Genomic DNA, 22605 nt, shown 5'->3' with positions numbered 1-22605 from the left:
GGACAGGTCCTTGCCCGCTCACCGTCGCGGGACCTTGAGCGGCATGGATGCCGCGCCAGAGCCTACACGGACGTACTTGCGGCGTGTCCCGCGAGGGTGGGCGGGCAAGGGCCCTGCAGCCAAGCCGCACATCAACCGCTCTACACGGGACGGCGCACTCGCAGGCGACCTATACGCGGTGGTAAATACCCTAGGAACCGCATCCCTGACGGTCGCAAAGTAATCACGCTGGCCGCTCAAAGCGTCTTTCAAGACCCTGCAAGCGCACATCGGCGCTCGCACTCTCCTAGCTCCGATCAGGGCGAGGTCTTGACCTCGGTCACCAAGGTCGGCAATTCCCACGCCCCGCCAGCGGCCACCAGCCGGCACAGGCCGGAGGTGGATTTGGAGGTCGGCACGAAACGGCGGCCGTCCCAGGTCCAGCTGGCCTGGCTGTAGCAGTCGCCCAGGCCGCGGCCCTTGTGCGATGCAAGGATGGTGGAGCCGTCGATATCGCTGGCGTGCGTGGTCACCAACGTCGGCGCGAACGGCGCGCGTGCATTGATGACCCAAAAGCCGGTGCCGACGTTGTAGGCGCCCATCCAGCAGTCGGTCGACACCAGCAGTTTGTCGCTGCTGAGCCGGGTGACCGTCAGCGGCTCGGCTGCGTCGCCGGCTTGCAGTCCCTTGCATTCCTCGTCGGCCGGCAAGCTGGCACGCAGCGCTTGATAGAGCGCCGGCAGCGTGCCCAGGCGCGTATCGGCCGCTTGCGTTGCTGCGAGTTTGGCCGCGCGTACCTGCGGTGCCGGCACCGCCGGCAGCACTGCAGCCTCGTCGCGATCGCCCTTGCGCACCAGTGCGCCGCGCGTGCCCAGCCGGCCCTGGAATTCGTCCATCTTCAGCAGCACCGCGGCGGCGCCGCGATCGGACAGCTGCCAGCGGCGGCCATCGTTGCCGACCGCCACGATCTTGCTGCTGCGGGTCAGTGCCGCCAGCAGCGCGGTCACCTGCGTGCCGGTCAGCGGCGCGGTGCCGCTGTCGCGATTCAACGCCAGCCTGCCCAGGTCGCGCTGGTCGATGCGCAATGTGAGCGATGCCGGCATCTTGACCTCGTCGTACTGGCCCAGCATCAACTCCGCAGCGACCGGCTGCGTGGCACCGGCCTTGCGCGTCAGCAACACCGATACCGGCGTGCTGTCGTCTCCATCCGGCTGATAGCCGGCAGCGCGGCAGGTGCGGGTGTTGTCGCAGGCGATGGTCCAGTCCTGGTGCTCGAAGGCGATGCCGACCGGCGCATCGGCAAGGGCGGCGATGGGCGCGAGCAACAAGGTGGCGGCAAGCAGGGTAGGGCGCATGGTGTCTTCGAAAGAGCGTGTCCGGCGCGCATCTTGCGTTGCTGCCGACGGGCCGTCCAGTGCGTCGCATGCCGGAGCGGAACATGCCTGCGCAGCACCTTCACGATGGCACCGGCGCGCTGTCGGTCTTGCTCGCCAGGCGCGGCGTGCGCAAGCCGAACAACGGACGCAACCAGCGCACCCGACGGATCGCAAACTCATGCAACGCCAGGCAGCCGATCACGGTGGTGGCGATCACCAGCGCCGGCTCCAGCCAGGCATTCAGATGCAAGGGCATCAGCCAGTACAGCGTCACGATGATCAGGCTCTGGTGCAGGATGTACCACGGGAACACTGCCTCCGTGCAGTAAGGCAGCCAGCGGAACGGGCGATTCAACCGGTGCCTGGCCCAGCCAAGAATCGTCAGCAGTGCCAGCCAGGTGTAGGCGGCACGTGCGCTGTGCTCGATTGCCTCCCACGGCAGCGCGGCCAGCGGTGTACCCAGTTGCGCAGGCTGCCCATGGATGCCGGCATAGCGAATGCCCAGCTCGGCGCCGATCGCCACCAGGGCCATACCCAATGTCGGCCAGCGCAGTTGCACGGCCAACTGCCAGAAGTGCTCGCGGCGTGCCAGCAGATACCCCAGCACGAACAGCGGGAACGATTCGGCGTGCACGAACCAGTCGCCGACCAGCGCATGGGTGGGCGGATGGCGCGGCATCACCCACAGCACGCAGAACGTCTCCCACAGGATCGGCAACAGCAGCAGTGCCGGCACCGCCAGCGCAGCGGGCAAGCGAGGCAATGCGGTCAGCTGCAGCGGGCGTGTCAGCGACACCAGCGCCATCAACGTGACGGTATAGGGCAGCAGATAGGCCAGATACCACAGATGGTTCCAGGTGATGCCGTGCTCCCAGCCATCGAAGCTGCCGGCCGGCCACGGCCGCACCTGCCAATAGCGCAACAGGAAGCTGCCGAAGCCCGGGCTGACCTTGCCGTTGCTCACGCCCTGGCAATAGGCCTGCACCGCGACCACCACGAACATGCCGAACAACAGCGGCGGCAGCAATCGTGCGCAGCGGCGCAGGGCGAAGCGCCAGGGCCTGGCCTGCGGCCGCGACAGTCCGATCGCGATGCCGGAGATCATGAACAGCAAGGGCATGCGCCAGCGGTTGAGCACGATCATTGGCCATTGCAGCCACGGCGCCGTGTGTGTGCTCTTGAGGTGGAAATCCCAGTCCGCCACATAGGCCATGCCCACGTGATAGAGGATCAGCAGTGCGAAGGCGAAGACGCGCAAGGCATCGATATCGTGGCGGCGTTCGGTCATGGTCGTGTCGGCAGGAGGCATGCCCGCATCCTCGGCAACTCCGGCCGGTTGCAGGTGCGCCAGGGGGGGCGATGCCGTCCCCAAGTGACCAGTTGCGGTCCCGCAGGGACGAACCGGGGCGGCTGGTGGGCGGTTTTGTCCGAGATGCGCGGCTGCATTCCGAGTCGGAAGCCAGGTCTGGCATTGCTACGCTGCGGTCTCACTCTTTATTGGAGTCGCGGCGCGCGGCGTCGCCATTGCCGACAGGCCGAACAGCGGCCGCAGCCAGCGCTGCCTGCGAATGACCTCATAGGCGGCCAAACACAGCACAACGGTCGCGACGATCAGCGTCGCACTCTCGGCCGGCTGCGGCAGCGCCAATGGTTTCATGGCATGCGCCAGTACCACGATGATCGTCTGGTGCAGGACATACACCGGAAACACGGCAGCGGTGAGATAGCGCAGCACGGCACTATCGGCATGACGGAAACGATAGGCAAAGCCCAGGATGGCGGCAATCGCGCACCACTGTTCGACCGCCCACATGACACGCAAGAGCAGGCGCAGGGCGGTGGGCGCGGGATGCGCATCGTCATAAATGGAGAAGTACCAGGTGTGGATCATCAGCGCATAGCTGCACGAGGCCAGCAGCAGTGCCACCCAGCGCAGCCGCTGTAACGACTCCCAGACGCCGGCCATTGGCGCGATCAGCACCTCGATCAGGAAGACCGGCAGGTACTGCGCGTGGTTGTACCAATCGTCGAACAACCAGTTGGTTGGCTCGAAGCGAGCCAGCAGCATCAGACGCGCAACCGCCAGTAGCGTTATGGGTAACAGTAACGCGCCCCAGCCCCGGAGCGCGAGCGCGGCCCATGCGCGCAGGCGCAGCTTCGCTGCCGCAGGAAGCAGGCGCCAGAGCAACCACGCCACCAGGGTGTACGCCCACAGGTAGGGCAAGAACCACAGGTGATTCCAGGTGGGCAGGCGCAGACAGTCGCCATCGGCACCACAAAACCCTTGGTAGGCGCTCAGATACTTGGCATAAAACGCCAGGTAGCCCTGGTGGTAGGCGCCGGGCAATTGTTCGACGACTTGATAGTAGGACTGTGGTGGCACGATCACGGCCATACCGAACAGCAGCGGCAGCAGCAGCTGGCGCGAACGTCGGTACAGCAAGCCCTGGGGCGTGTTGCTCAGCATGAAGGCGGTGGCGACACCGGAAATCAGGAACAGCAGCGACATCCGCCACGGGCTGCTGAGCAGCATGACGGGCTCCAGCATCAGGTGGGTCCTGGGACTTTTGACGTGCCAGTCCCAGGTCACGTAGTACATCCCGACGTGATAAAGCACCAACAGACCAAACGCGATGACGCGCAGCCAGTCCAGATCATGACGCCTTTGCATTGGCTGCCTCTGCCACCGTGGAGATGCCCGAACTACATGGGCTGACGCAGCAGGCGACCAGCGGGGAGGGACGAAACAGCGATCTTCAGGGACGAATGGGCTCAGCCATGGGGTGACGATCGGCGCTGCCAGCCTAGAATATGGGCATGAGTAACGACCCGGCACGTACGACCCTAGAGCGCTTTCTGCCCTGGCAGCGCAGCGCAGGCATGTCCTTCTGGCTGATGGTGTTGGCGATCAACGCCAGCGGCAACGCCGTCACCGAATTGATGGATCGCCGGCGCGCCGGGCTGCCGGTCCAGAGCTGGGAACCCTGGGTATGGGAGATCTCCAGCGGCCTGGTCTGGCTGCTGATGCTCGTCCCCGTCATTGCCTGGTTCACGCGGAAGCTGCCGTTGCATCTGGATACCTGGTGGCGCCGGCTGCCCTGGTATCTGTTGGCCAGCATGGTGGTCTCGGTGGTGCATGTCCTGACGATGGTCGGCCTGCGCATGCTGACCTATCGGCTGCTGGGCGGGCATTACGACTTTGGCGCGTGGCCGCAGGAATTGTTCTACGAGTACCTCAAGGACGTGCGCACCTTCGCGATCATCGTTGCGTGCATGCACGGCTATCGGTTTTTGCTGCGCCGTCTGCAGGGCGAGGTGCGGTTGCTGGCCGCGCCGGACGAAGGCCCGCCGGTCGAGCCGCTGGATCGCCCGGAACGTTTTCTGGTGCGCAAGCTGGGACGCGATTTCCTGGTCGCTGCCGCCGATATCGAATGGCTGCAGGCGTCGGGTAACTACGTCAATCTGCACGTGCGGGGCCACGATTACCCACTGCGCAGCACGATGGCCGCGATCGAGGCCAGGCTCGACCCGGCCGCGTTCGTGCGCATCCATCGCAGCTACATCGTCAACCTGGGGTGCGTTGTTTCGATCGAGCCGCTGGACGCTGGCGAGGCGCGCGTGCACCTGTCCGGCAATGGCCAGCTGCCGTGCAGCCGTCGTTACCTGGCGTCGCTGCGCCGCGCCGCCGGACAGGCCGACGCGCCAGCGGTGCCGGCTGTGCCGGGCTGAACAGCCTACTCACCGCGTTCCGTCGCCGCCGCCCCCTTGCTAGACTACCGGGCTTGTTTGCCGGAAATCCGTCATGATCGAAACCAATCCGATCCGCCAGCGCATCACCGATCTCAGCGATCGCGTGCTCTCGCTCAGGGGGTATCTTTGACTACGACGTCAAGAAAGAGCGTCTAGAAGAAGTCAGCCGGGAGCTTGAGAGCCCCGACGTGTGGAACGACGCCGAGCGTGCGCAGGCCCTGGGTCGCGAGCGCTCGCTGCTGGAAAAAACCGTCATCGGCATCGCCGATGTGCTGGCCGGCCTGAGCGATGCCGGCGATCTGCTGGAATTGGCCGAAAGCGAGCAGGACGAAGACACCGCGGTGGCGGTAATCGCCGATCTGGACAAGTACCAGACCCATGTCGAAAAGCTGGAATTCCAGCGCATGTTCTCCGGCCAGATGGACGGCGCCAACGCGTTTGTCGACATCCAGGCCGGCGCCGGCGGCACCGAGGCGCAGGACTGGGCGGAGATCCTGCTGCGTATGTACCTGCGCTGGGCCGAGTCGCGCGGCTGGAAGACCGAGCTGATGGAAGTGTCCGGCGGCGAAGTGGCAGGCATCAAGTCGGCCACGATCCGCATCGAGGGCGAGTACGCCTATGGCTGGCTGAAGACCGAGATCGGCGTGCACCGGCTGGTGCGCAAGTCGCCGTTCGATTCGGACAACCGCCGGCATACCAGCTTCACCTCGGTGTTCGTGTCGCCGGAAGTGGACGACAACATCGAGATCGACATCAATCCGGCCGATCTGCGTACCGACGTGTATCGCTCCTCGGGTGCCGGTGGTCAGCACGTCAACAAGACCGAATCGGCGGTGCGTATCACGCATATCCCGACCAACACCGTGGTCGCCTGCCAGACCGGCCGCAGCCAGCACCAGAACCGCGACAACGCGATGAAGATGCTGGCCGCCAAGTTGTACGAGTTGGAGGTGCAAAAGCGCAATGTCGAGCGAGACGCGCTGGAAGCCACCAAGTCCGACATCGGCTGGGGCAGTCAGATCCGCAATTACGTGCTCGATCAGAGCCGCATCAAGGATCTGCGTACCGGCATCGAACGCAGCGATACGCAGAAAGTGCTCGACGGCGATCTGGACGAATTCGTCGAGGCCAGCCTCAAGGCCGGTCTGGCGGCAGGCTCCAAGCGCCTGGATGCCTGATCGCGCGGAGACGTCGCTGCGCCTGCCGCGCATCGACGTCTCCGCGCTTGCCGCCACGCGTGCAGCGCAATGCAGCGCGACGCATCGCCACGCAGTCCCGTTGCGCCGTGCAGTTGGCACCGATACACCGTAAAACGCAGGAACCGGCCAGCCCGGTTCCGCATTCTCCACCGGGCACGCGCCCGATCCACAGCAGACCGATTCCGCCATGACCGAGCAGACCCCCGCGCCGCAGATCCCCGCCGACGAGAACAGCCTCATCGCCGAGCGTCGCGCGAAACTGGGCGCGTTGCGCGGCCAGGGCATCGCCTATCCCAACGATTTCGTGCGCGAACATTTCGCCGGCGATCTGCAGGCCGAATTCGCCGATGCCCACACCTGGACCCCCGAGGCGCTGGAAGCGACTGGACGCACGGTCAGGATGGCTGGGCGCCTGATGGCCAAGCGGGTGATGGGCAAGGCCAGCTTTGCGCAGATCCAGGACGAGTCCGGGCGCGTGCAGCTGTTCCTGCAGGGCAATGTGCTCGGCGATGCCTATACCGCGTTCAAGGGCTGGGATGTCGGCGACATCGTGGCAGTGGAGGGCGGGCTGACCCGTACCAAGACCGGCGAGCTGTCGGTCAAGGCCAGCGCGCTACGCCTGCTGACCAAGTCGTTGCGTCCGTTGCCGGACAAGTGGCATGGCTTGTCGGACGTGGAGCAGCGCTATCGCCAGCGCTATGTCGACCTGATCGTCACCCCGGAAGCGCGCGAGGTCTTCATCAAGCGCTCCAAGATCATTCGCGCGATGCGCGCGTGGCTGGATGCGCGCCGCTTCCTGGAAGTGGAGACGCCGATGATGCATTACATCCCCGGCGGCGCCACCGCCAAGCCGTTCACCACCCACCACAACGCGCTGGATCTGGACCTGTACCTGCGCGTGGCGCCGGAGCTGTACCTCAAGCGCCTGGTGGTCGGTGGACTGGAGCGGGTCTACGAGATCAACCGCAACTTCCGCAACGAGGGCGTGTCGACCCGGCACAACCCCGAGTTCACCATGCTCGAGCTCTACGAGGCCTATGCCACGTACCACGAGATCATGGATCTGACCGAACAGGTGATCCGGGACACTGCCCAGTCGGTCCTCGGCACCACCCAGGTGAACTGGGACGGCGCCGACATCGATCTGGCGCCGGCTTTCCGGCGCTGGCGCATGGATGAGGCCGTTCGTCACCACAATCCTCAGATCAGCGCGGTCGATTGCACCGACCGCGATGCGCTGCTGCGCCACTGCGAGCGGCTGAAGATCAAGGTCAAGCCGTCCTACGGCTGGGGCAAGCTGTTGCTGGAAATCTTCGAGGCCACCGTGGAACACACCCTGGTGCAGCCGACCTTCATCACCGACCACCCGGTCGAGGTGTCGCCGCTGGCGCGCTCCAGCGACACCGAGCCGGGGTACACCGACCGCTTCGAACTGTTCATCAACGGCAAGGAGCTGGCCAACGGCTTCTCCGAGTTGAACGACCCGGAAGACCAGGCCGCGCGCTTTCAGGCGCAGGTGCAGGCCAAGGACGGTGGCGACGACGAGGCGATGCATTACGACGCCGATTACATCCGTGCGTTGGAGTACGGCATGGCGCCGACCGGCGGCCTGGGCATCGGCATCGACCGCCTGGTGATGCTGCTGACCGGCAGCACCTCGATCCGCGATGTGCTGCTGTTTCCGTACATGCGCCCGGAAGCCTGATCATTATTTGTGTCGTCGGCGTGCCGACGGCACAGATACTGCATATCCTAGAGCGGAGCCCCGAATGGCGTATTGTCGGGGGAGCCGGCACAGCTGCCGGCGTCATCGCTTTTCCGTTCTCAGGATAGAGGAGCAACGGCTATGCAGGATGTTTTGGGTAATCTTGCCGGCGTATCGTCGGCGGATCCATCGGGAAGCTGGTCGGAAAAGGCGGATCTGGGATTGAACATCGTCATTGTCGATGACCAGATGTCTGCGCGGACGATGCTGCGCCACGTCATCGAGGACATCGCACCGGAATTGAAGGTCCACGATTTCGGCGACCCGCTCGACGCCTTGGCGTGGTGCGAGGCCGGACGGGTGGACTTGTTGCTGCTCGACTACCGCATGCCCGGCATGGATGGCCTGGAATTTGCCCGGCGTCTGCGCCGGTTGCCCAGCCATCGCGATATTCCGATCATCCTGATCACCATCGTCGGCGACGAGCCGATCCGGCAGGCGGCGCTGGAAGCGGGTGTGATCGACTTCCTGGTCAAGCCGATCCGCCCGCGCGAACTGCGCGCGCGCTGCGCAAATTTGCTGCAGTTGCGTCAGCAGAGCGAAAGCGTCAAGCAGCGTGCGCTGTCGCTGGAGCAGCGTCTGCTGGCCAGCATGAACGAGGTCGAAGAGCGCGAACGCGAAACGCTGTCGCGGCTGGCGCGCGCCATCGAGTACCGCGACTCGGGCACCAGCGCCTTCCTGGAGCGCATGTCGCACGTGGCCGGCCTGATCGCCGAGCAGCTCGGGTTGTCGGAAGAGGAGGTGCGCATCATCGAGATGGCCGCACCGCTGCACGACATGGGCAAGATCGCCATTCCCGATGCGGTGCTGCTCAAGCCGGGCAAGCTCACCGACGACGAGATGAGCATCATGAAGCGGCATCCGCGAATCGGCTACGAGCTGCTCAGCGGCAGCCAGAACCGCTTCATCCAGGTGGGGGCCTTGATCGCGCTGCGTCACCACGAGCGCTACGACGGTACCGGCTATCCGGATGGACTGGTGGGCGAGGCGATTCCGCTGGAGGCGCGCATCGTGGCGGTGGCCGACGTCTTCGATGCGCTGTTGTCGCCGCGCCCGTACAAGGAGGCCTGGACCATGGACGCCGCGCTGGCCTATCTGTACGCCCAACGGGGTCGCCTGTTCGACCCGCGTTGCGTCGATGCGCTGCTGCGCGGCCGTGCGCAGTTGGACCAGATCTGCGGCGAATTCTCCACCGCATCGGCTCGACCCGGGGTGTGAGGCTATGAATCCGTTCGGAAGGATCCGGCAGCGGTTGATGAATCGACCTGACAGCGAACATGGTCAGGCGATCGTCCGCATCGTTCTGATCAGCTTGATCCTGTCGTATGTGCTTGTGCCGAGTGTCCGGCACAGCTTGCCGTTGCACCAGCACACGGGTGTGTTGGTCATTGTGCTGACAGGCCTCGGTCTCGGTCTTGCATTGTTCGGATGGCTGCTGTGTCGACCCGACCGCTCGGATGCGCGTCGCATCCTGGGCATGCTGGCCGACTACGGGCTGATGGCGGCCGGCATGATCCAGATGGGCGAGCCGCTGGCCTGGGTCTATGTCGTGGTGATGTGGGTCACCGTCGGTAACGGCCTGCGCTATGGCAACCGTTATCTGTACCTTGCGGTGGCGATGGCGGTGGTGAGTTTCTCCACGACGCTGTCGATGACCGAGTATTGGCAACGCAACCAGCGGCTTGGTGCCGGGCTTGCCGTTGGTCTGGCCGCAGTTCCGCTGTATTTCTCCAGTCTTCTGCGGCAGTTGACCCGCGCAACCGCCGAGGCGCGCCGTGCCAGCGAGGCCAAGAGCCGCTTTCTGGCAAACATGAGTCACGAGTTTCGGACACCGCTCAACGGCTTGTCCGGCATGACCGAGGTCTTGGCAACGACCCGTCTGGACGATGAGCAGCGCGAGTGCCTGAAAACGATTCAGGCCTCAACACGCAGTCTGCTTGCGCTGGTAGAGGAGGTGCTGGACATCTCGGCCATCGAAGCCGGCAAGCTCCGCATCAACGCGTCCGATTTTGCATTGCGCGATACGCTGCAGGCCATCGCGTTGATCCTGGAACCGCAGGCGAAGACAAAGGGCCTGCACTATCGGGCGAACGTGGCCGAGGATGTGCCAACGCTGTTGCACGGGGATGCGTTGCACCTGCAGCAGATCCTGCTCAATCTGGTGGGCAACGCGGTCAAGTTCACCGATCATGGCCGTGTGCAGCTGACCGTGGCAGTCGGCAATCCTCATGCGGCGATCGCAGGGCATGCCCGCGCGGGGGTCCGCCTGCGGTTCGAGATCCTGGATACAGGGATCGGCGTGCCGGTCGACATGCGCCCGCGACTGTTTGAGGCTTTCGAACAGGCCGATACCGGACTGGCGCGGCGTTTCGAAGGCAGCGGTCTGGGCACGACCATCGCGCGGGGACTGGTCCAGTCGATGGGCGGCGCAATCGGCTTCGAGGAAAACCCGCAAGGCGGTAGCCTGTTCTGGTTCGAGCTTCCGTTCGCTCTGGCGACCGCCAAGCCGGCAACTGCGGCACTGCCGGTGTTGCAGGAAGCCGAGGCCGCCACGATACCGGGCAACGTGATTGCTTTTGCCGATCCATTCCTGCGTCACCGTGCCCGTGTGCGCAGCATGATGATCCTGGTGGCAGACGATCACCTGGCAAACCGCCTTGTCCTGCAGCGGCTATTGCAGAAGGCGGGACATCGGGTGGCCTGCGTGGATGGGGGTGAGGCCGTCCTGGACGCACTGGCCGAAACCGACTACGACGCTGCCATCGTCGACTTGCACATGCCCGGCGTCAGTGGCCTGGACATGCTCAAGCAATTGCGGGTCATGCAGGCGGGCGGCAAACCGGGCACACCGGTCGTGGTGCTGAGTGCCGATGTAACACCCGAGTCGATTCGCAGTTGCGAGCAAGCCGGTGCTTATGCATTTCTGGCAAAGCCCGTTGCAGCGGTCAAGTTGCTGGACACCTTGGCCGACATCGCGGTCAACCAGAAGTTACGTCAGAACGATCTGACGATTGGTCTGCGTGGCCCGGCGTTGAGCGGTGTCGTGCTCGATCCTGCCGTGCTGGACGAACTGGCCGCACTGGGCATGGGGAAAGAATTCGAACGCGAGTTCATTCAACAGTGCCTCAGCGATGCGGCCGCCTGTGTAGTGCAGCTCGGAAAGGCCGCCGCCGACCAGGACTGGGAGCGGTTACGCGAGCATGCACATGCGGTCAAGGGCGTTTCCAGCAATCTCGGGCTGGTTGGACTGGCCGAGCAGGGTGGTGAGCTGATGCGTCTTTCCGAAGCGCAGTTACGCGCCGAATGGCGTCAGCGGCTGGAGCAACTCGATAGCGGATTGATGCAGGGACGCGAAGCGCTTGCCTTGCGTGCACAGAAGACATCCGACGACGACGTCACGGGTAAGGGCGATCCCGGCTGAGCAAAGCCCGGCCATCGGCCGGGCCTGATTCCCCCAGTATTGGATCGACCAAAAATCAGGCAACGCTTGCGCCGGCTCGGCGATTTTGTGCCTTGACCAGGCGGTCCATCGTACGCAGCGATTTGTCGCTCAGCGCCAGCGCCGTATCGACCCACACTTCGGTAATGCGCAGCAACTCGTCGTAAGGCACCGCCTGTGCCAGATTGCGTGCCGCGTTCATTGCTAGGTAGGAATTGGAGATACGCTGCTGCCGGCGAATGAGGGTTTCGGTGGCCGCGATGCCCTGTCCCTTGGGCACCAGCACGTCCACGATGCCCATCGCATGCATTTCTTCGCTGCTGTAGATGCGTCCATCGAGAATGATTTTTTCCGCCAGATGGGGCGAGACGCGGCGGCACAGGAAGGAATAGGCACCCATGCCCGGAAACAAGCCGAACAGGACCTCAGGCAGTCCCATGCCGATGCCTTCCTCGGCAACGATGGTGTGGCAGGCCAGGGCCATCTCCAGTCCGCCTCCCAATGTATCGCCTTGCAGCAGCGCAATGCTGCGCACGTCCCCACCGAAGCCGACATGCAGGTGATGGACGCCTTCCACGCATCGAATGGCGTAGCGCATGAGTTGCTCGCGATTCTGTTCGCGGATCAAGCGTGCGAACAGGTCCAGATCGCCACCGAGATTGAATGCGTCCGCGTCGGAGGCGAGTACGAAATGACGGAGCTCGCCGGTGCGACGCTCGTGCGGAGCGCGGGTGATGGCGCTCATGATCTCCCACATGTCTTCCAACAAGTCGGTGCGGCAGCATGGCCGTACTCCGGCATTCGCGTCCGCGTGCATGAACAACCAGTGGGTGCCGTCGGCGACCGATGAGTCAACACGAATGGTGGAGTGAGGATGGCCGAGGTAACGCTTTTCGATCGTGTTCATGGGCATGATCCTGGAAAGGCCCGCGGCGGGAGAGTGGATGCCGGCGGGCGCGCACAATCCACTCCGAATCGATGCTACACCGGCACTATCTCCATGAACGCAAAGGGCTTTCCCATCGCTGGAAAAGCCCTCTGCTGTGCATCTTCGCTACGGCACTTCACTTGCTGCCGAGGCGTGTCTACGATTACTTCGGGGGCGCATCCCGCAGTTCGCGGCGCAGGATCTTGCCGACGTTGGTCTTTGGCAAATCCTTGCGGAATTCGATCACTCGCGGCTGCTTGTAGCCGGTCAGGTTGGCGCGGCAATGCGCCTTGACGGCGTCGGCGGTCAGGGCAGGGTCCTTCTTCACGATGACGGCCTTGACGATCTCGCCGGACTTCTCGTCCGGCACGCCGACGGCGGCCACCTCCAGCACCCCGGGCATCTCGGCGATCACGTCCTCGATCTCGTTCGGGTAGACGTTGAAGCCGGACACCAGAATCATGTCCTTCTTGCGGTCGACGATGTAGACGAAGCCTTGCTCGTCCATCCGCGCGATATCGCCGGTATGCAACCAGCCTTCGGCATCCATAACCTTGGCGGTCTCTTCGGGCTTCTTCCAGTAGCCCTTCATCACCTGCGGGCCCTTGATGCACAGCTCGCCGATTTCGCCCAGCGGCAGCGCCGCGCCGGCGTCGTCCTTGATGCAGGCATCGGTGGACGGAATCGGCAGGCCGATCGAGCCGTTGTAGTCCTTCAGGTCCATCGGGTTGATGCAGGCGGCCGGCGAGGTTTCGGTCAGGCCGTAGGCCTCGACCAGGGTCAGGCCGGTGACCTTTTTCCAGCGTTCGGCGACCGAACGCTGTACCGCCATGCCACCGCCGAGGGTCATCTTGAGCGTGGAAAAATCCACCTGATCGAAGCCTGGGGTATTGAGTAGGCCGTTGAACAGCGTGTTGACCCCGGTGAAGGCGGTGAAGCGGGTCTTCTTCAATTCCTTGACGAAGCCGGGCATGTCGCGCGGATTGCTGATCAGGTGGTTGCAGCCACCGATCTTCATGAAGACCAGGCCGTTGGCCGTCAATGCAAAGATGTGGTACAGCGGCAGCGCGGTGATCACCACCTCGGCGCCTTCTTCCAGCTTGCCGGTGCCGGCAAGCCACTGGTGGGCCTGCTGCATGTTGGCCACCAGATTGCGGTGGGTGAGCATCGCGCCCTTGGCCACGCCGGTGGTGCCGCCGGTGTACTGCAGGAAGGCGATGTCGTCGGGCTCGATCTGCAACGTCGGCACGCTGTGTTTGCGGCCCAGCGCCAGTGCGTCGCGGAAACGGATCGCGCCATTGATGCGGTAATCCGGCACCAGCTTCTTGACGTACTTGACGACGAAATTGACCACCGCCGCCTTCGGGAAGCCGAGCATGTCGCCCAGCCCGGTGGTGATCACCTGCTTGACCGGGGTGTCGGCGATGACCTGCTGCACGGTGGTGCCGAAGTTGTCGATCACCACCAGCACGCTGGCGCCGGAGTCGATCAGCTGATGCTTCAGCTCGCGCGGTGTGTAGAGCGGATTGACGTTGACCACGGTCATGCCGGCGCGCAGCACGCCGAACGTGGCGACCGGATACTGCAGACAGTTGGGCATCATCAGGGCGACGCGGTCGCCTTTCTTCAACTGCAACTCGCCAAGCAGATAGGCGGCGAACTGCTCGACCAGCTGATCAGCTTCGCGATAGGTGATGGTCTTGCCGAAGCTGTGGTACGCGGGGCGGTCGGCAAACCGCTTGACCGAGGTGGCGAACACCTCGGCCACGGTACGGAACTGCTCCAGATCGATCTCGGCGGCGACGCCGGCCGGATAACTTTGCAACCAAGGACGTGCCTGATTCATCTGCCCCCCTCCAGGGTATTCGGCGACGCGGTGTGTTCCACGGCGCTACAACAGCTGGCAGCATACCGTCATGGATGGAAAAGGCGAAGCGTGATGCAGAGCAGCATTCAAGCGCGGTGACGGGTCGGGTTAGCCGCAATTTGCATCGTGGCCTTGATCGGTTGTGCGCGTGCTGCACCCTAGCAACGGCTGCGCACAACGTTGGAGGCGATGCAGCGGACGATCGAGGCACGCGAGATCGGCGAGGCAATGGCACCGGTAGCAGGGAGCTTTGTTGGCGAACAGGGACTGGATGCAGTCGGCCTGCGGCGATTGATGCAGCTGCAGCTGCTGGGCAATCGCAGGATCGGGGTGACGCTGGGGCCGGTGGCCGTGACGCTTGCTCCCCTGTCCAGCGGCAGCGGAGTTCTGAGCGTCCAAAACGACACTCCCGCCAGGCGGCGGGAGTGTTTTCGAGCCAATGGCGCAGCGCGCCTTGCGATCAGGCCGCCTTGCGTGCGGCCAGTTGGCGCAGCACGTACTGCAGCAGGCCGCCGTGCTTGAAGTACTCCACTTCCTTGGGCGTCAGCAGCAGCACCTTGACCTGGAACTGCTTGACGCTGCCGTCGGACTTTGTGGCATCCACCGTGGCACGGCGGCTGGCGCCGTCCTGCAGGCCGGTGATGTCCAGCACTTCCGAACCATCCAGGCCCAGCGTCTGCGCGTTTTCGTTCTCGAGGAACTGCAGCGGCAGCACGCCCATGCCGACCAGGTTGGAGCGATGGATGCGCTCGAAGCTCTCGGCGATCACCGCCTTGACGCCGAGCAGGTTGGTGCCCTTGGCCGCCCAGTCGCGCGAGGAGCCGGTGCCGTATTCCTTGCCGGCCAGCACCACCAGCGGCACGCCGTCGGCCTTGTACTTCACTGCCGCATCGTAGATCGCCAGTTTTTCGGGCGCCGCGCCGTCCTTTCCGTAGTACAGGGTGTTGCCGCCTTCTTCGCCGCCGAACATCAGGTTCTTGATGCGGATGTTGGCGAACGTACCGCGCACCATCACGTCGTCGTTGCCGCGGCGGCTGCCGTAGCTGTTGAAGTCGGCCGGTTGCACGCCGCGTTCCTGCAGGAAGCGGCCCGCCGGCGAATCCTTCTTGATGTTGCCGGCCGGCGAGATGTGGTCGGTGGTGATCGAGTCGCCGAACAGGCCCATGATGCGCGCCCCGTGCACGTCCTCAACATGGCCGACCTGCATGGTCATGCCGTCGAAGTAGGGCGGATTCTTGATGTAGGTCGAGGCCGCGTCCCATGCGTACAGCGCGCCATCCGGGGAGGCGATGGTGTTCCAGCGGCTGTCGCCCTTGAACACGTCGGCGTAGTTCTGCTTGAACATCTCCGGGCCGACGGTGGCGGCGATGGTGTCGCCGATTTCCTTGTTGCTCGGCCAGATGTCGCGCAGATACACCGGCTGCCCGTCGCTACAGGTACCCAGCGGGTCGGTGGTGAGGTTGATGTCGGTGGTGCCGGCGATCGCATACGCCACCACCAGCGGCGGCGAGGCGAGGTAGTTCATCTTCACTTCGGGATGCACGCGGCCTTCGAAGTTGCGGTTGCCCGACAACACCGAAGACACCACCAGGTCGTCCTCGGCGATCGCCGCAGAGACATCGTCCGGTAGCGGGCCGGAGTTGCCGATGCAGGTGGTGCAGCCATAGCCGACCACGTAGAAACCGAGCTTTTCCAGATCGGCGAGCACGCCGGCCTTGCTCAGGTAATCGGTGACCACGCGCGAGCCCGGCCCGAGCGAAGTCTTCACCCACGGCTGCGCCTTCAGCCCCTTGGCCGCCGCGTTACGTGCGAGCAGGCCGGCGCCCAGCATCACTGCCGGATTGGAGGTGTTTGTGCAGGAGGTGATCGCGGCGATCACCACCGAGCCGTCACGCAGCTGCCAGCCGGCACCGCTGTCGGTGGAACTCTCGGCTTGCGCGGCCTTGGCGCCGACCGCAGTGCCACCGCCGCCTTCGTTCTTCAGGCGATCTTCCTGTTTGATATCGGTCGGGCGCTTGCTGCGCGCATCCACGAACGGCTTGAGACTCTCGCGGAAGTTGGATTGCATGTCTTCCAGCAGCACACGGTCCTGCGGGCGCTTGGGGCCGGCCAGCGACGGCTTGACCTCGCCCATGTCCAGCTCCAGCGTGGCGCTGTACTGCGCCGGCGGGGTATTGGCGTCGTGCCACAGGCCCTGCGCCTTGGCATAGGCCTCGACCAGCGCGATCTGCTCCTCGCTGCGGCCGGACAGGCGCAGATAGGTCAGCGATTCCTCGTCGACCGGGAAGATGCCGCAGGTGGCGCCGTATTCCGGTGCCATGTTGCCGATGGTGGCGCGATCGGCCAGCGGCAGATGCTGCAGGCCTCCGCCGTAGAACTCCACGAACTTGCCGACCACGCCGGCCTTGCGCAACATCTGGGTGACGGTGAGCACCAGATCGGTGGCGGTCGCGCCTTCTGGCAGCTTGCCGCTGAGCTTGAAGCCGACCACCTGCGGGATCAGCATGGACGAGGGCTGCCCCAGCATCGCCGCCTCGGCCTCGATCCCGCCCACGCCCCAGCCCAGCACGCCGATGCCGTTGATCATGGTGGTGTGGCTGTCGGTGCCGAACACGGTGTCCGGGTACGCGATCCGGGTCCCGTCCCTGTCCGCGCTCATCACCACGCGCGCCAGATTTTCCAGGTTGACCTGGTGGACGATGCCGGTGTTGGGCGGCACCACCTTGAAGTTTTCGAACGCTTTCTGGCCCCAGCGCAGGAAACCGTAGCGTTCCTGGTTGCGTTGGAACTCGATCTTGCCGTTGAGGTCGAGCGCATCAGCCGAGCCGAACACATCCACCTGCACCGAGTGGTCGATGACCAGCTCGGAGGGAATCTGCGGGTTGATCTGGTCGGCGTTGCCGCCGAGCTTGACCACGGCATCGCGCATCGCGGCCAGGTCGACCACGCACGGCACGCCGGTGAAGTCCTGCAGCACCACGCGGGCCGGCATGAAGGCGATTTCGATATCGGGTTCTGCCGTGGGGTCCCACTTGGCGACCGCTTCGATATGGTCCTTGCCGACGGTGGCACCACCGTCCTCGTGCCGGAGCAGGTTCTCCAGCAGGATCTTCATCGAATAGGGCAGGTGGCCGATCTCGAAGCGCTCGCCCAGCTTCGGCAGGCTGTAGTACTCGTAGCGCTGACCGTGGACCTCAAGCGAGGTGCGGGTAGAAAAGGAATCGCTCATGCATCACTCCTATGGCTGCAGGCTGTAGGTCTGTTTCGACCAGTGTGACCGGTTCAGTGTGTACGTTCGGTTGCAGGACGGGGTATGTGGCCTTGAGTACGACAAGTCAAGTATGTAAAATCGCTGCATACTTTCTGCCGGGGCCACCTCCATGGAAGCCACAGTTGCCGAACGCGGGCAGATCACGCTGCCCAAGGCCGTGCGCGATGCCCTGGGCCTGACCAAGGGCACCACGCTCAAGATCGAGCTAGACGGCGGGCGCATCATCCTGCGCAAGGACGTCAGCGAGGCGCTGCGCAAGGTGCGCGGCAAGTTCAAGCTGGTCGACGGGTTGACCAGCACCGACGAGGCGATGCGCGCCATCCGTGGCCGCGCCCCCGGGGATCCGTTCGACCCATGATCGCTCTGGATTCCTCGGTGCTGCTCGACATCCTGGTCGGCGACGCGGTCTACGGCGAGGTGTCGGAGATCTGTATCGGCGATGCGCTGGCGCGCGACGAGGTGGTGGTCTGCGATGCGGTGGTGGCCGAGGTGCTGGCCATGCTCGATACCCAGGTCGACCTGATGGAGACCCTGGCCTCGATCGGGGTGCGTTACGAAGCTACCCAGGAAGCGGCGGCGGTGCGCGCCGGCCATATGAACAAGCGCTTCCGCGCGCGCGGCGGCAAGCGCGAGCGGGTGGTGGCCGATTTTCTGATCGGCGCCCACGCGATGCTCCAGTGCGACGGGTTGATCACCCGCGACGAGGGCTTTTTCCGCGACTACTTCAAGGGTTTGAAGATCGTTGTTCCCAAACCCGCAAGCTGATCCACGTTTCGCGTCTACACATTCACTGTTGTCTTTCGGAGAATCCGCATGTTGGAAGCCTACCGCCACCACGTTGCAGAGCGCGCCGCGCTCGGTATCCCGCCGCTGCCGCTGAGCGCGCAGCAGACCGCCGAGGTCATCGAGCTGTTGAAGGCTCCGCCGGCGGGCGAAGAGGCGTTCCTGGTCGAGCTGCTCAGCCAGCGCGTGCCGGCCGGCGTCGACGATGCCGCCAAGGTCAAGGCTTCGTACCTGGCCGCAGTGGCCTTCGGCACCGAGAAGACCGCGCTGATCAGCCCGACGCGTGCGACCGAGCTGCTCGGCACCATGCTGGGTGGCTACAACATCCAGCCGCTGATCGATCTGCTCGACAACGCCGAGCTGGGCGCCACCGCCGCCGAAGCGCTCAAGCACACCTTGCTGGTGTTCGACGCGTTCCACGACGTGCAGGAAAAGGCCGAAGCCGGAAACGCGCATGCCAAGGCCGTGCTGCAGAGCTGGGCCGATGCCGAGTGGTTCACCAGCAAGCCGGAAGTGCCGCAGAGCATGACCGTCACCGTGTTCAAGGTGCCGGGTGAGACCAACACCGACGACCTGTCGCCGGCCCCGGATGCGACCACGCGCCCGGACATCCCGCTGCACGCGCTGGCGATGCTGAAGAACGCCCGCGATGGCGCGGCCTTCGAACCGGAAGAAGACGGCAAGCGCGGCCCGATCCAGGCCATCGCCGATCTCAAGGACAAGGGCCATCTGGTCGCCTACGTGGGCGATGTGGTCGGTACCGGTTCCTCGCGCAAGTCGGCGACCAACTCGGTGCTGTGGTGGACCGGCGAAGACATTCCGTTCATTCCGAACAAGCGGTTTGGTGGCGTGTGCCTGGGCAGCAAGATCGCACCGATCTTCTACAACACGATGGAAGACGCCGGCGCGTTGCCGATCGAGCTGGACGTGTCGCAGATGGGGCACGGCGATGTGGTCGAGCTGCGGCCGTACGACGGCAAGGCGCTGAAGGACGGGCAGGTGATCGCCGAGTTCGCGATGAAGTCGGACGTGCTGTTCGACGAAGTGCGCGCCGGTGGCCGCATTCCGCTGATCGTCGGCCGCGGCCTGACCGCCAAGGCGCGCGAGTTCCTGGGCCTGCCGGCCTCGGATCTGTTTCGCCTGCCGATGGACCCGCCGGACACCGGCAAGGGTTTCTCGCTGGCGCAGAAGATGGTGGGCCGTGCCTGCGGTCTGCCGGAAGGCCAGGGCATGCGCCCAGGTACCTATTGCGAGCCGAAAATGACCTCGGTGGGCTCGCAGGACACCACCGGCCCGATGACGCGCGACGAGTTGAAGGATCTGGCCTGCCTGGGCTTTTCGGCGGATTTGGTGATGCAGTCGTTCTGCCACACCGCCGCGTACCCGAAGCCGGTCGACGTCAAGACCCACCACACCCTGCCGGAGTTCATCTCCACCCGTGGCGGCGTGTCGCTGCGTCCGGGCGATGGCGTGATCCACAGCTGGCTCAATCGCATGCTGCTGCCCGATACGGTCGGCACCGGCGGCGACTCGCATACGCGTTTCCCGATCGGCATTTCGTTCCCGGCTGGTTCCGGTCTGGTGGCCTTCGCGGCCGCCACCGGTGTGATGCCGCTGGACATGCCCGAGAGCGTGCTGGTGCGCTTCAAGGGGCAGATGCAGCCGGGCGTGACCCTGCGCGACCTGGTCAACGCGATTCCGCTGTACGCGATCAAGGACGGCCTGCTGACCGTGGCCAAGCAGGGCAAGAAGAACATCTTCTCCGGCCGCATCCTGGAAATCGAAGGCCTGCCGAACCTGAAGGTGGAACAGGCGTTCGAGCTGTCCGATGCCTCGGCCGAGCGTTCGGCGGCCGGTTGCACCGTGCACCTGGACAAGGCGCCGATCATCGAATACCTGACCAGCAACATCACCCTGCTGCGCTGGATGATTGCCGAAGGCTATGCCGATGCGCGCACGCTGGGCCGCCGCATCAAGAAGATGGAAGAGTGGCTGGCCGATCCGCAGCTGCTGCAGCCCGATGCCGACGCCGAGTACGCCGCCGTCATCGAGATCGATCTGGCCGACATCGTTGAACCGATCGTGGCGTGCCCGAACGATCCGGACGACGTCAAGACGCTGTCCGACGTGGCCGGTGCGGCGATCGACGAGGTGTTCATCGGTTCGTGCATGACCAACATCGGTCACTTCCGCGCGGCTGCCAAGTTGCTGGAAGGCAAGCGGGATATCCCCACACGTCTGTGGGTTGCGCCGCCGACCAAGATGGACGCCTCCGAGCTGACCAAGGAAGGCCATTACGGCACCTTCGGCGCGGCCGGTGCACGCATGGAAATGCCGGGCTGCTCGCTGTGCATGGGCAACCAGGCGCAGGCACGCGAGGGCGCCACGGTGTTCTCCACCTCCACGCGTAACTTCCCCAACCGTCTCGGCCGCAACACCAATGTGTACCTGGGTTCGGCGGAACTGGCCGCGATCTGTTCGCGTCTGGGCCGCATCCCGACCAAGGACGAGTACATGGCCGATGTGGGCGCGATCAAGACCAGTGGCGATCAGATCTACCGCTACATGAACTTCGATCAGATCCAGGAGTATCAGGACGTCGCCGACACCGTCGCTGCCTGACCCGGCCAGTCGTCTGCATGTTCAAAAACGCCCGGCAATGCCGGGCGTTTTTCGTTATTCGGGCGATGACTTCGTCTTGGGTGCGCAATGCCGGAAGTTAAGGCAATCGCAGTTAACCCGCCTGCCGCATTGCAACAAAAATCTGAAGTCGCGAGGTCTACAGTGGCGCCGCTCCCACCGCTCTGATGATCTCCAATGCCCACTTGCACGATCGCTGGTCAAACGCTGCATTACGCACACTACGGTCAAGGGTTTCCGGTTCTGCTTGGCCACAGTTATCTCTGGGACGCGGCGATGTGGGAACCGCAGATCCAGGCGCTTTCGCAGCACTATCGGGTCATTGTTCCCGAGCTGTGGGGGCACGGGCAATCGGCAGCCCTGCCAACGTGCACGCAGACGGTGGGCGATCTTGCCAAACAGATGCTGCTGTTGCTGGATGCGCTGGAACTGCCGCACTGCGCAGTGGTCGGCCTGTCGGTCGGTGGCATGTGGGGCGCCGAGCTGGCGCTGCTGGCACCGCAGCGCGTGCGCAGCCTGGTGCTGATGGATACCTTCCTGGGTGCCGAGCCGCAGGCCACGCAAACGCGTTATTTCGCTCTGCTGGATGCGATCGAAGCGGCCGGGCAGGTGACGCCTGCGTTGATCGAGGCGATCGTGCCAATCTTTTTCCGCCCCGGCATCGATCTGAATTCCGCGCTGCCGGCTGCGTTTGCGCAGCGCCTGGCGGCGATGCCGGCCGAGCAGTTGCGCACCTCGATCGTGCCGCTGGGCCGGCTGATCTTCGGGCGCGCGGATCGCCTGGAGGCGATGTCTGCGCTGAATCCGGCCAGCACGTTTCTGCTCGGCGGTGCAGACGATATTCCGCGCCCGCCCGAAGAGCTGTGGCTGATGGCCGAGGTGATCGGTTGCGACTACGAGCTGATCCCCGATGCCGGGCATATCGCATCACTGGAGAATCCGGCGTTCGTCACCGCGCAGTTGCTGGGTTGGTTGAAGCGCACCGTGGCATCGGATTCGACGCGGATGGAAAGGCGCGCGCCTGAAGGCAGCGTCCAGGCACAGGCATCGCTCTAATGATGTGCTGCTGATCTGGCGATCAGAACGACATCATGCGTTGCTTGCAACCATGAGCACCGGCCACCTCACTTGGCGCTGCTTGCAACCATGAGCACCGGCCACCTCACTTGGTCCTTGCCCGCCCACCGTCGCGGGACCTTACGCGGCATGGATGCCGCGTAAGAGCCTAGACGGACGTACTTGCGGCGTGTCCTGCGATGGTGGGCGGGCAAGGGCCCTGCATCGAAGCGCCAGATCAGGTGCGCTGTGTTCGCTTCTTCCATAGCGTGCAGCCTGAGCTCAGGACAACCTGCTTTTGAGCTCTGTCTGCCGTTTCAAACCAGCAAAGCCGGTTGGTCGAGGACGCGATGCCCTCACCACTTCCGGGACACGCCGTGAATCCGTCCGTGGAGGCTCCTTGGCGGCATCCATGCCGCCAAGGGTCCCGGAACCGGTAAGGACATCACGCCTCCTAAGGGCAGCTCTAAAAACCCCCGATCCTTGGCATCATAGTTCCACCGCCATCCAGGGTAAGAGCCGATGATCAGTCTGTTTGCCGGGGCCGAGCGC

General features: G+C 64.4%; 15 protein-coding genes and 1 pseudogene. 10 read left to right on the top strand and 6 right to left on the bottom strand.

Going from position 1 to position 22605, the window contains the following annotated elements; translation table 11 throughout:
* Window positions 1-296: 296 nt before the first annotated feature.
* From FHT08_RS19485 to FHT08_RS19475, 3 genes are all read right to left on the bottom strand, one after another.
* Entirely contained in the window at window positions 297-1334 is a 1038-nt protein-coding gene (locus FHT08_RS19485; protein ID WP_166776477.1) for a DUF1176 domain-containing protein, read from the bottom strand.
* A 100-nt stretch (window positions 1335-1434) separates the two neighbouring features.
* The gene (locus FHT08_RS19480) at window positions 1435-2643 is read right to left on the bottom strand and encodes an acyltransferase family protein (RefSeq protein WP_166776540.1); all 1209 of its coding nucleotides are present in this window, start codon (window positions 2641-2643) and stop codon (window positions 1435-1437) included.
* Between the two features lie 186 nt (window positions 2644-2829).
* Window positions 2830-4026: an acyltransferase family protein gene (locus FHT08_RS19475; protein WP_166776538.1), complete on the bottom strand. Its 1197-nt coding sequence runs from the start codon at window positions 4024-4026 to the stop codon at window positions 2830-2832.
* A 209-nt stretch (window positions 4027-4235) separates the two neighbouring features.
* On the opposite strand from FHT08_RS19475, the gene FHT08_RS19470 reads away from it, so the two are divergent.
* The 5 genes from FHT08_RS19470 (at window position 4236) to FHT08_RS19450 (ending at window position 11490) form a co-directional block, all read left to right on the top strand.
* Window positions 4236-5084, top strand: a complete 849-nt coding sequence (locus tag FHT08_RS19470) for a LytTR family DNA-binding domain-containing protein (RefSeq protein WP_243849099.1) — start codon at window positions 4236-4238, stop codon at window positions 5082-5084.
* A gap of 73 nt (window positions 5085-5157) precedes the next feature.
* Window positions 5158-6283 (top strand): peptide chain release factor 2 gene (gene prfB / locus FHT08_RS19465; RefSeq protein WP_100224782.1). Its coding sequence is split into 2 segments (ribosomal slippage): window positions 5158-5232 and window positions 5234-6283, totalling 1125 coding nucleotides; the frame shifts between segments, so codons are not numbered across the junction.
* Window positions 6284-6491: 208 nt separating this feature from the next.
* Window positions 6492-8009: a lysine--tRNA ligase gene (lysS, locus tag FHT08_RS19460; protein ID WP_166776474.1), complete on the top strand. Its 1518-nt coding sequence runs from the start codon at window positions 6492-6494 to the stop codon at window positions 8007-8009.
* A gap of 141 nt (window positions 8010-8150) precedes the next feature.
* Entirely contained in the window at window positions 8151-9287 is a 1137-nt protein-coding gene (locus tag FHT08_RS19455; protein ID WP_024937712.1) for a two-component system response regulator, read from the top strand.
* A gap of 4 nt (window positions 9288-9291) precedes the next feature.
* Window positions 9292-11490: an ATP-binding protein gene (locus FHT08_RS19450; protein WP_104537499.1), complete on the top strand. Its 2199-nt coding sequence runs from the start codon at window positions 9292-9294 to the stop codon at window positions 11488-11490.
* Between the two features lie 55 nt (window positions 11491-11545).
* On the opposite strand, the gene FHT08_RS19445 is transcribed toward FHT08_RS19450, so the two are convergent.
* On the bottom strand, window positions 11546-12415 hold the full coding sequence (locus FHT08_RS19445) for a crotonase/enoyl-CoA hydratase family protein (protein WP_166776472.1): 870 nt from the start codon (window positions 12413-12415) through the stop codon (window positions 11546-11548).
* Between the two features lie 184 nt (window positions 12416-12599).
* Entirely contained in the window at window positions 12600-14282 is a 1683-nt protein-coding gene (locus tag FHT08_RS19440; protein WP_166776470.1) for a long-chain fatty acid--CoA ligase, read from the bottom strand.
* A 138-nt stretch (window positions 14283-14420) separates the two neighbouring features.
* On the opposite strand from FHT08_RS19440, the pseudogene FHT08_RS20110 reads away from it, so the two are divergent.
* Window positions 14421-14651: pseudogene (locus tag FHT08_RS20110) on the top strand (nuclear transport factor 2 family protein); the annotation flags it as partial.
* Between the two features lie 112 nt (window positions 14652-14763).
* Here FHT08_RS20110 and acnA read toward each other — a convergent pair.
* Complete coding sequence (gene acnA, locus FHT08_RS19435; RefSeq protein ID WP_166776468.1) at window positions 14764-17532, bottom strand: aconitate hydratase AcnA; 2769 nt, start codon at window positions 17530-17532, stop codon at window positions 14764-14766.
* A gap of 151 nt (window positions 17533-17683) precedes the next feature.
* On the opposite strand from acnA, the gene FHT08_RS19430 reads away from it, so the two are divergent.
* The 4 genes from FHT08_RS19430 (at window position 17684) to FHT08_RS19415 (ending at window position 22053) form a co-directional block, all read left to right on the top strand.
* Window positions 17684-17932 carry an AbrB/MazE/SpoVT family DNA-binding domain-containing protein gene (locus tag FHT08_RS19430; RefSeq protein WP_016903180.1) on the top strand — a complete coding sequence of 83 codons (249 nt, stop codon included), beginning with the start codon at window positions 17684-17686 and terminating at the stop codon, window positions 17930-17932.
* Entirely contained in the window at window positions 17929-18339 is a 411-nt protein-coding gene (locus tag FHT08_RS19425; protein ID WP_039515076.1) for a type II toxin-antitoxin system VapC family toxin, read from the top strand. Before FHT08_RS19430 ends, FHT08_RS19425 begins: the two co-directional genes overlap by 4 nt.
* Window positions 18340-18387: 48 nt before the next feature.
* A complete protein-coding gene (gene acnB, locus FHT08_RS19420) occupies window positions 18388-20979 on the top strand; it encodes a bifunctional aconitate hydratase 2/2-methylisocitrate dehydratase (protein WP_166776466.1) in 2592 nt (863 codons plus the stop codon).
* A 195-nt stretch (window positions 20980-21174) separates the two neighbouring features.
* Complete coding sequence (locus FHT08_RS19415; RefSeq protein WP_243849098.1) at window positions 21175-22053, top strand: alpha/beta fold hydrolase; 879 nt, start codon at window positions 21175-21177, stop codon at window positions 22051-22053.
* Window positions 22054-22605: the final 552 nt, after the last annotated feature.

It is taken from the genome of Xanthomonas sp. CFBP 8151 (genome assembly GCF_011761885.1).
GTDB classification, from domain to species: Bacteria; Pseudomonadota; Gammaproteobacteria; order Xanthomonadales; family Xanthomonadaceae; genus Xanthomonas; species Xanthomonas arboricola_B.
This window is presented reverse-complemented; position numbering and strand designations above follow the sequence as displayed.

Coding starts and splice junctions, on each gene's coding strand:
- FHT08_RS19485 (WP_166776477.1), bottom strand. CDS start 1,334: ATGCGCCCTACCCTGCTTGCCGCCACCTTGTTGCTCGCGCCCATCGCC.
- FHT08_RS19480 (WP_166776540.1), bottom strand. CDS start 2,643: ATGACCGAACGCCGCCACGATATCGATGCCTTGCGCGTCTTCGCCTTC.
- FHT08_RS19475 (WP_166776538.1), bottom strand. CDS start 4,026: ATGCAAAGGCGTCATGATCTGGACTGGCTGCGCGTCATCGCGTTTGGT.
- FHT08_RS19470 (WP_243849099.1), top strand. CDS start 4,236: ATGTCCTTCTGGCTGATGGTGTTGGCGATCAACGCCAGCGGCAACGCC.
- lysS (WP_166776474.1), top strand. CDS start 6,492: ATGACCGAGCAGACCCCCGCGCCGCAGATCCCCGCCGACGAGAACAGC.
- FHT08_RS19455 (WP_024937712.1), top strand. CDS start 8,151: ATGCAGGATGTTTTGGGTAATCTTGCCGGCGTATCGTCGGCGGATCCA.
- FHT08_RS19450 (WP_104537499.1), top strand. CDS start 9,292: ATGAATCCGTTCGGAAGGATCCGGCAGCGGTTGATGAATCGACCTGAC.
- FHT08_RS19445 (WP_166776472.1), bottom strand. CDS start 12,415: ATGAACACGATCGAAAAGCGTTACCTCGGCCATCCTCACTCCACCATT.
- FHT08_RS19440 (WP_166776470.1), bottom strand. CDS start 14,282: ATGAATCAGGCACGTCCTTGGTTGCAAAGTTATCCGGCCGGCGTCGCC.
- acnA (WP_166776468.1), bottom strand. CDS start 17,532: ATGAGCGATTCCTTTTCTACCCGCACCTCGCTTGAGGTCCACGGTCAG.
- FHT08_RS19430 (WP_016903180.1), top strand. CDS start 17,684: ATGGAAGCCACAGTTGCCGAACGCGGGCAGATCACGCTGCCCAAGGCC.
- FHT08_RS19425 (WP_039515076.1), top strand. CDS start 17,929: ATGATCGCTCTGGATTCCTCGGTGCTGCTCGACATCCTGGTCGGCGAC.
- acnB (WP_166776466.1), top strand. CDS start 18,388: ATGTTGGAAGCCTACCGCCACCACGTTGCAGAGCGCGCCGCGCTCGGT.
- FHT08_RS19415 (WP_243849098.1), top strand. CDS start 21,175: ATGCCCACTTGCACGATCGCTGGTCAAACGCTGCATTACGCACACTAC.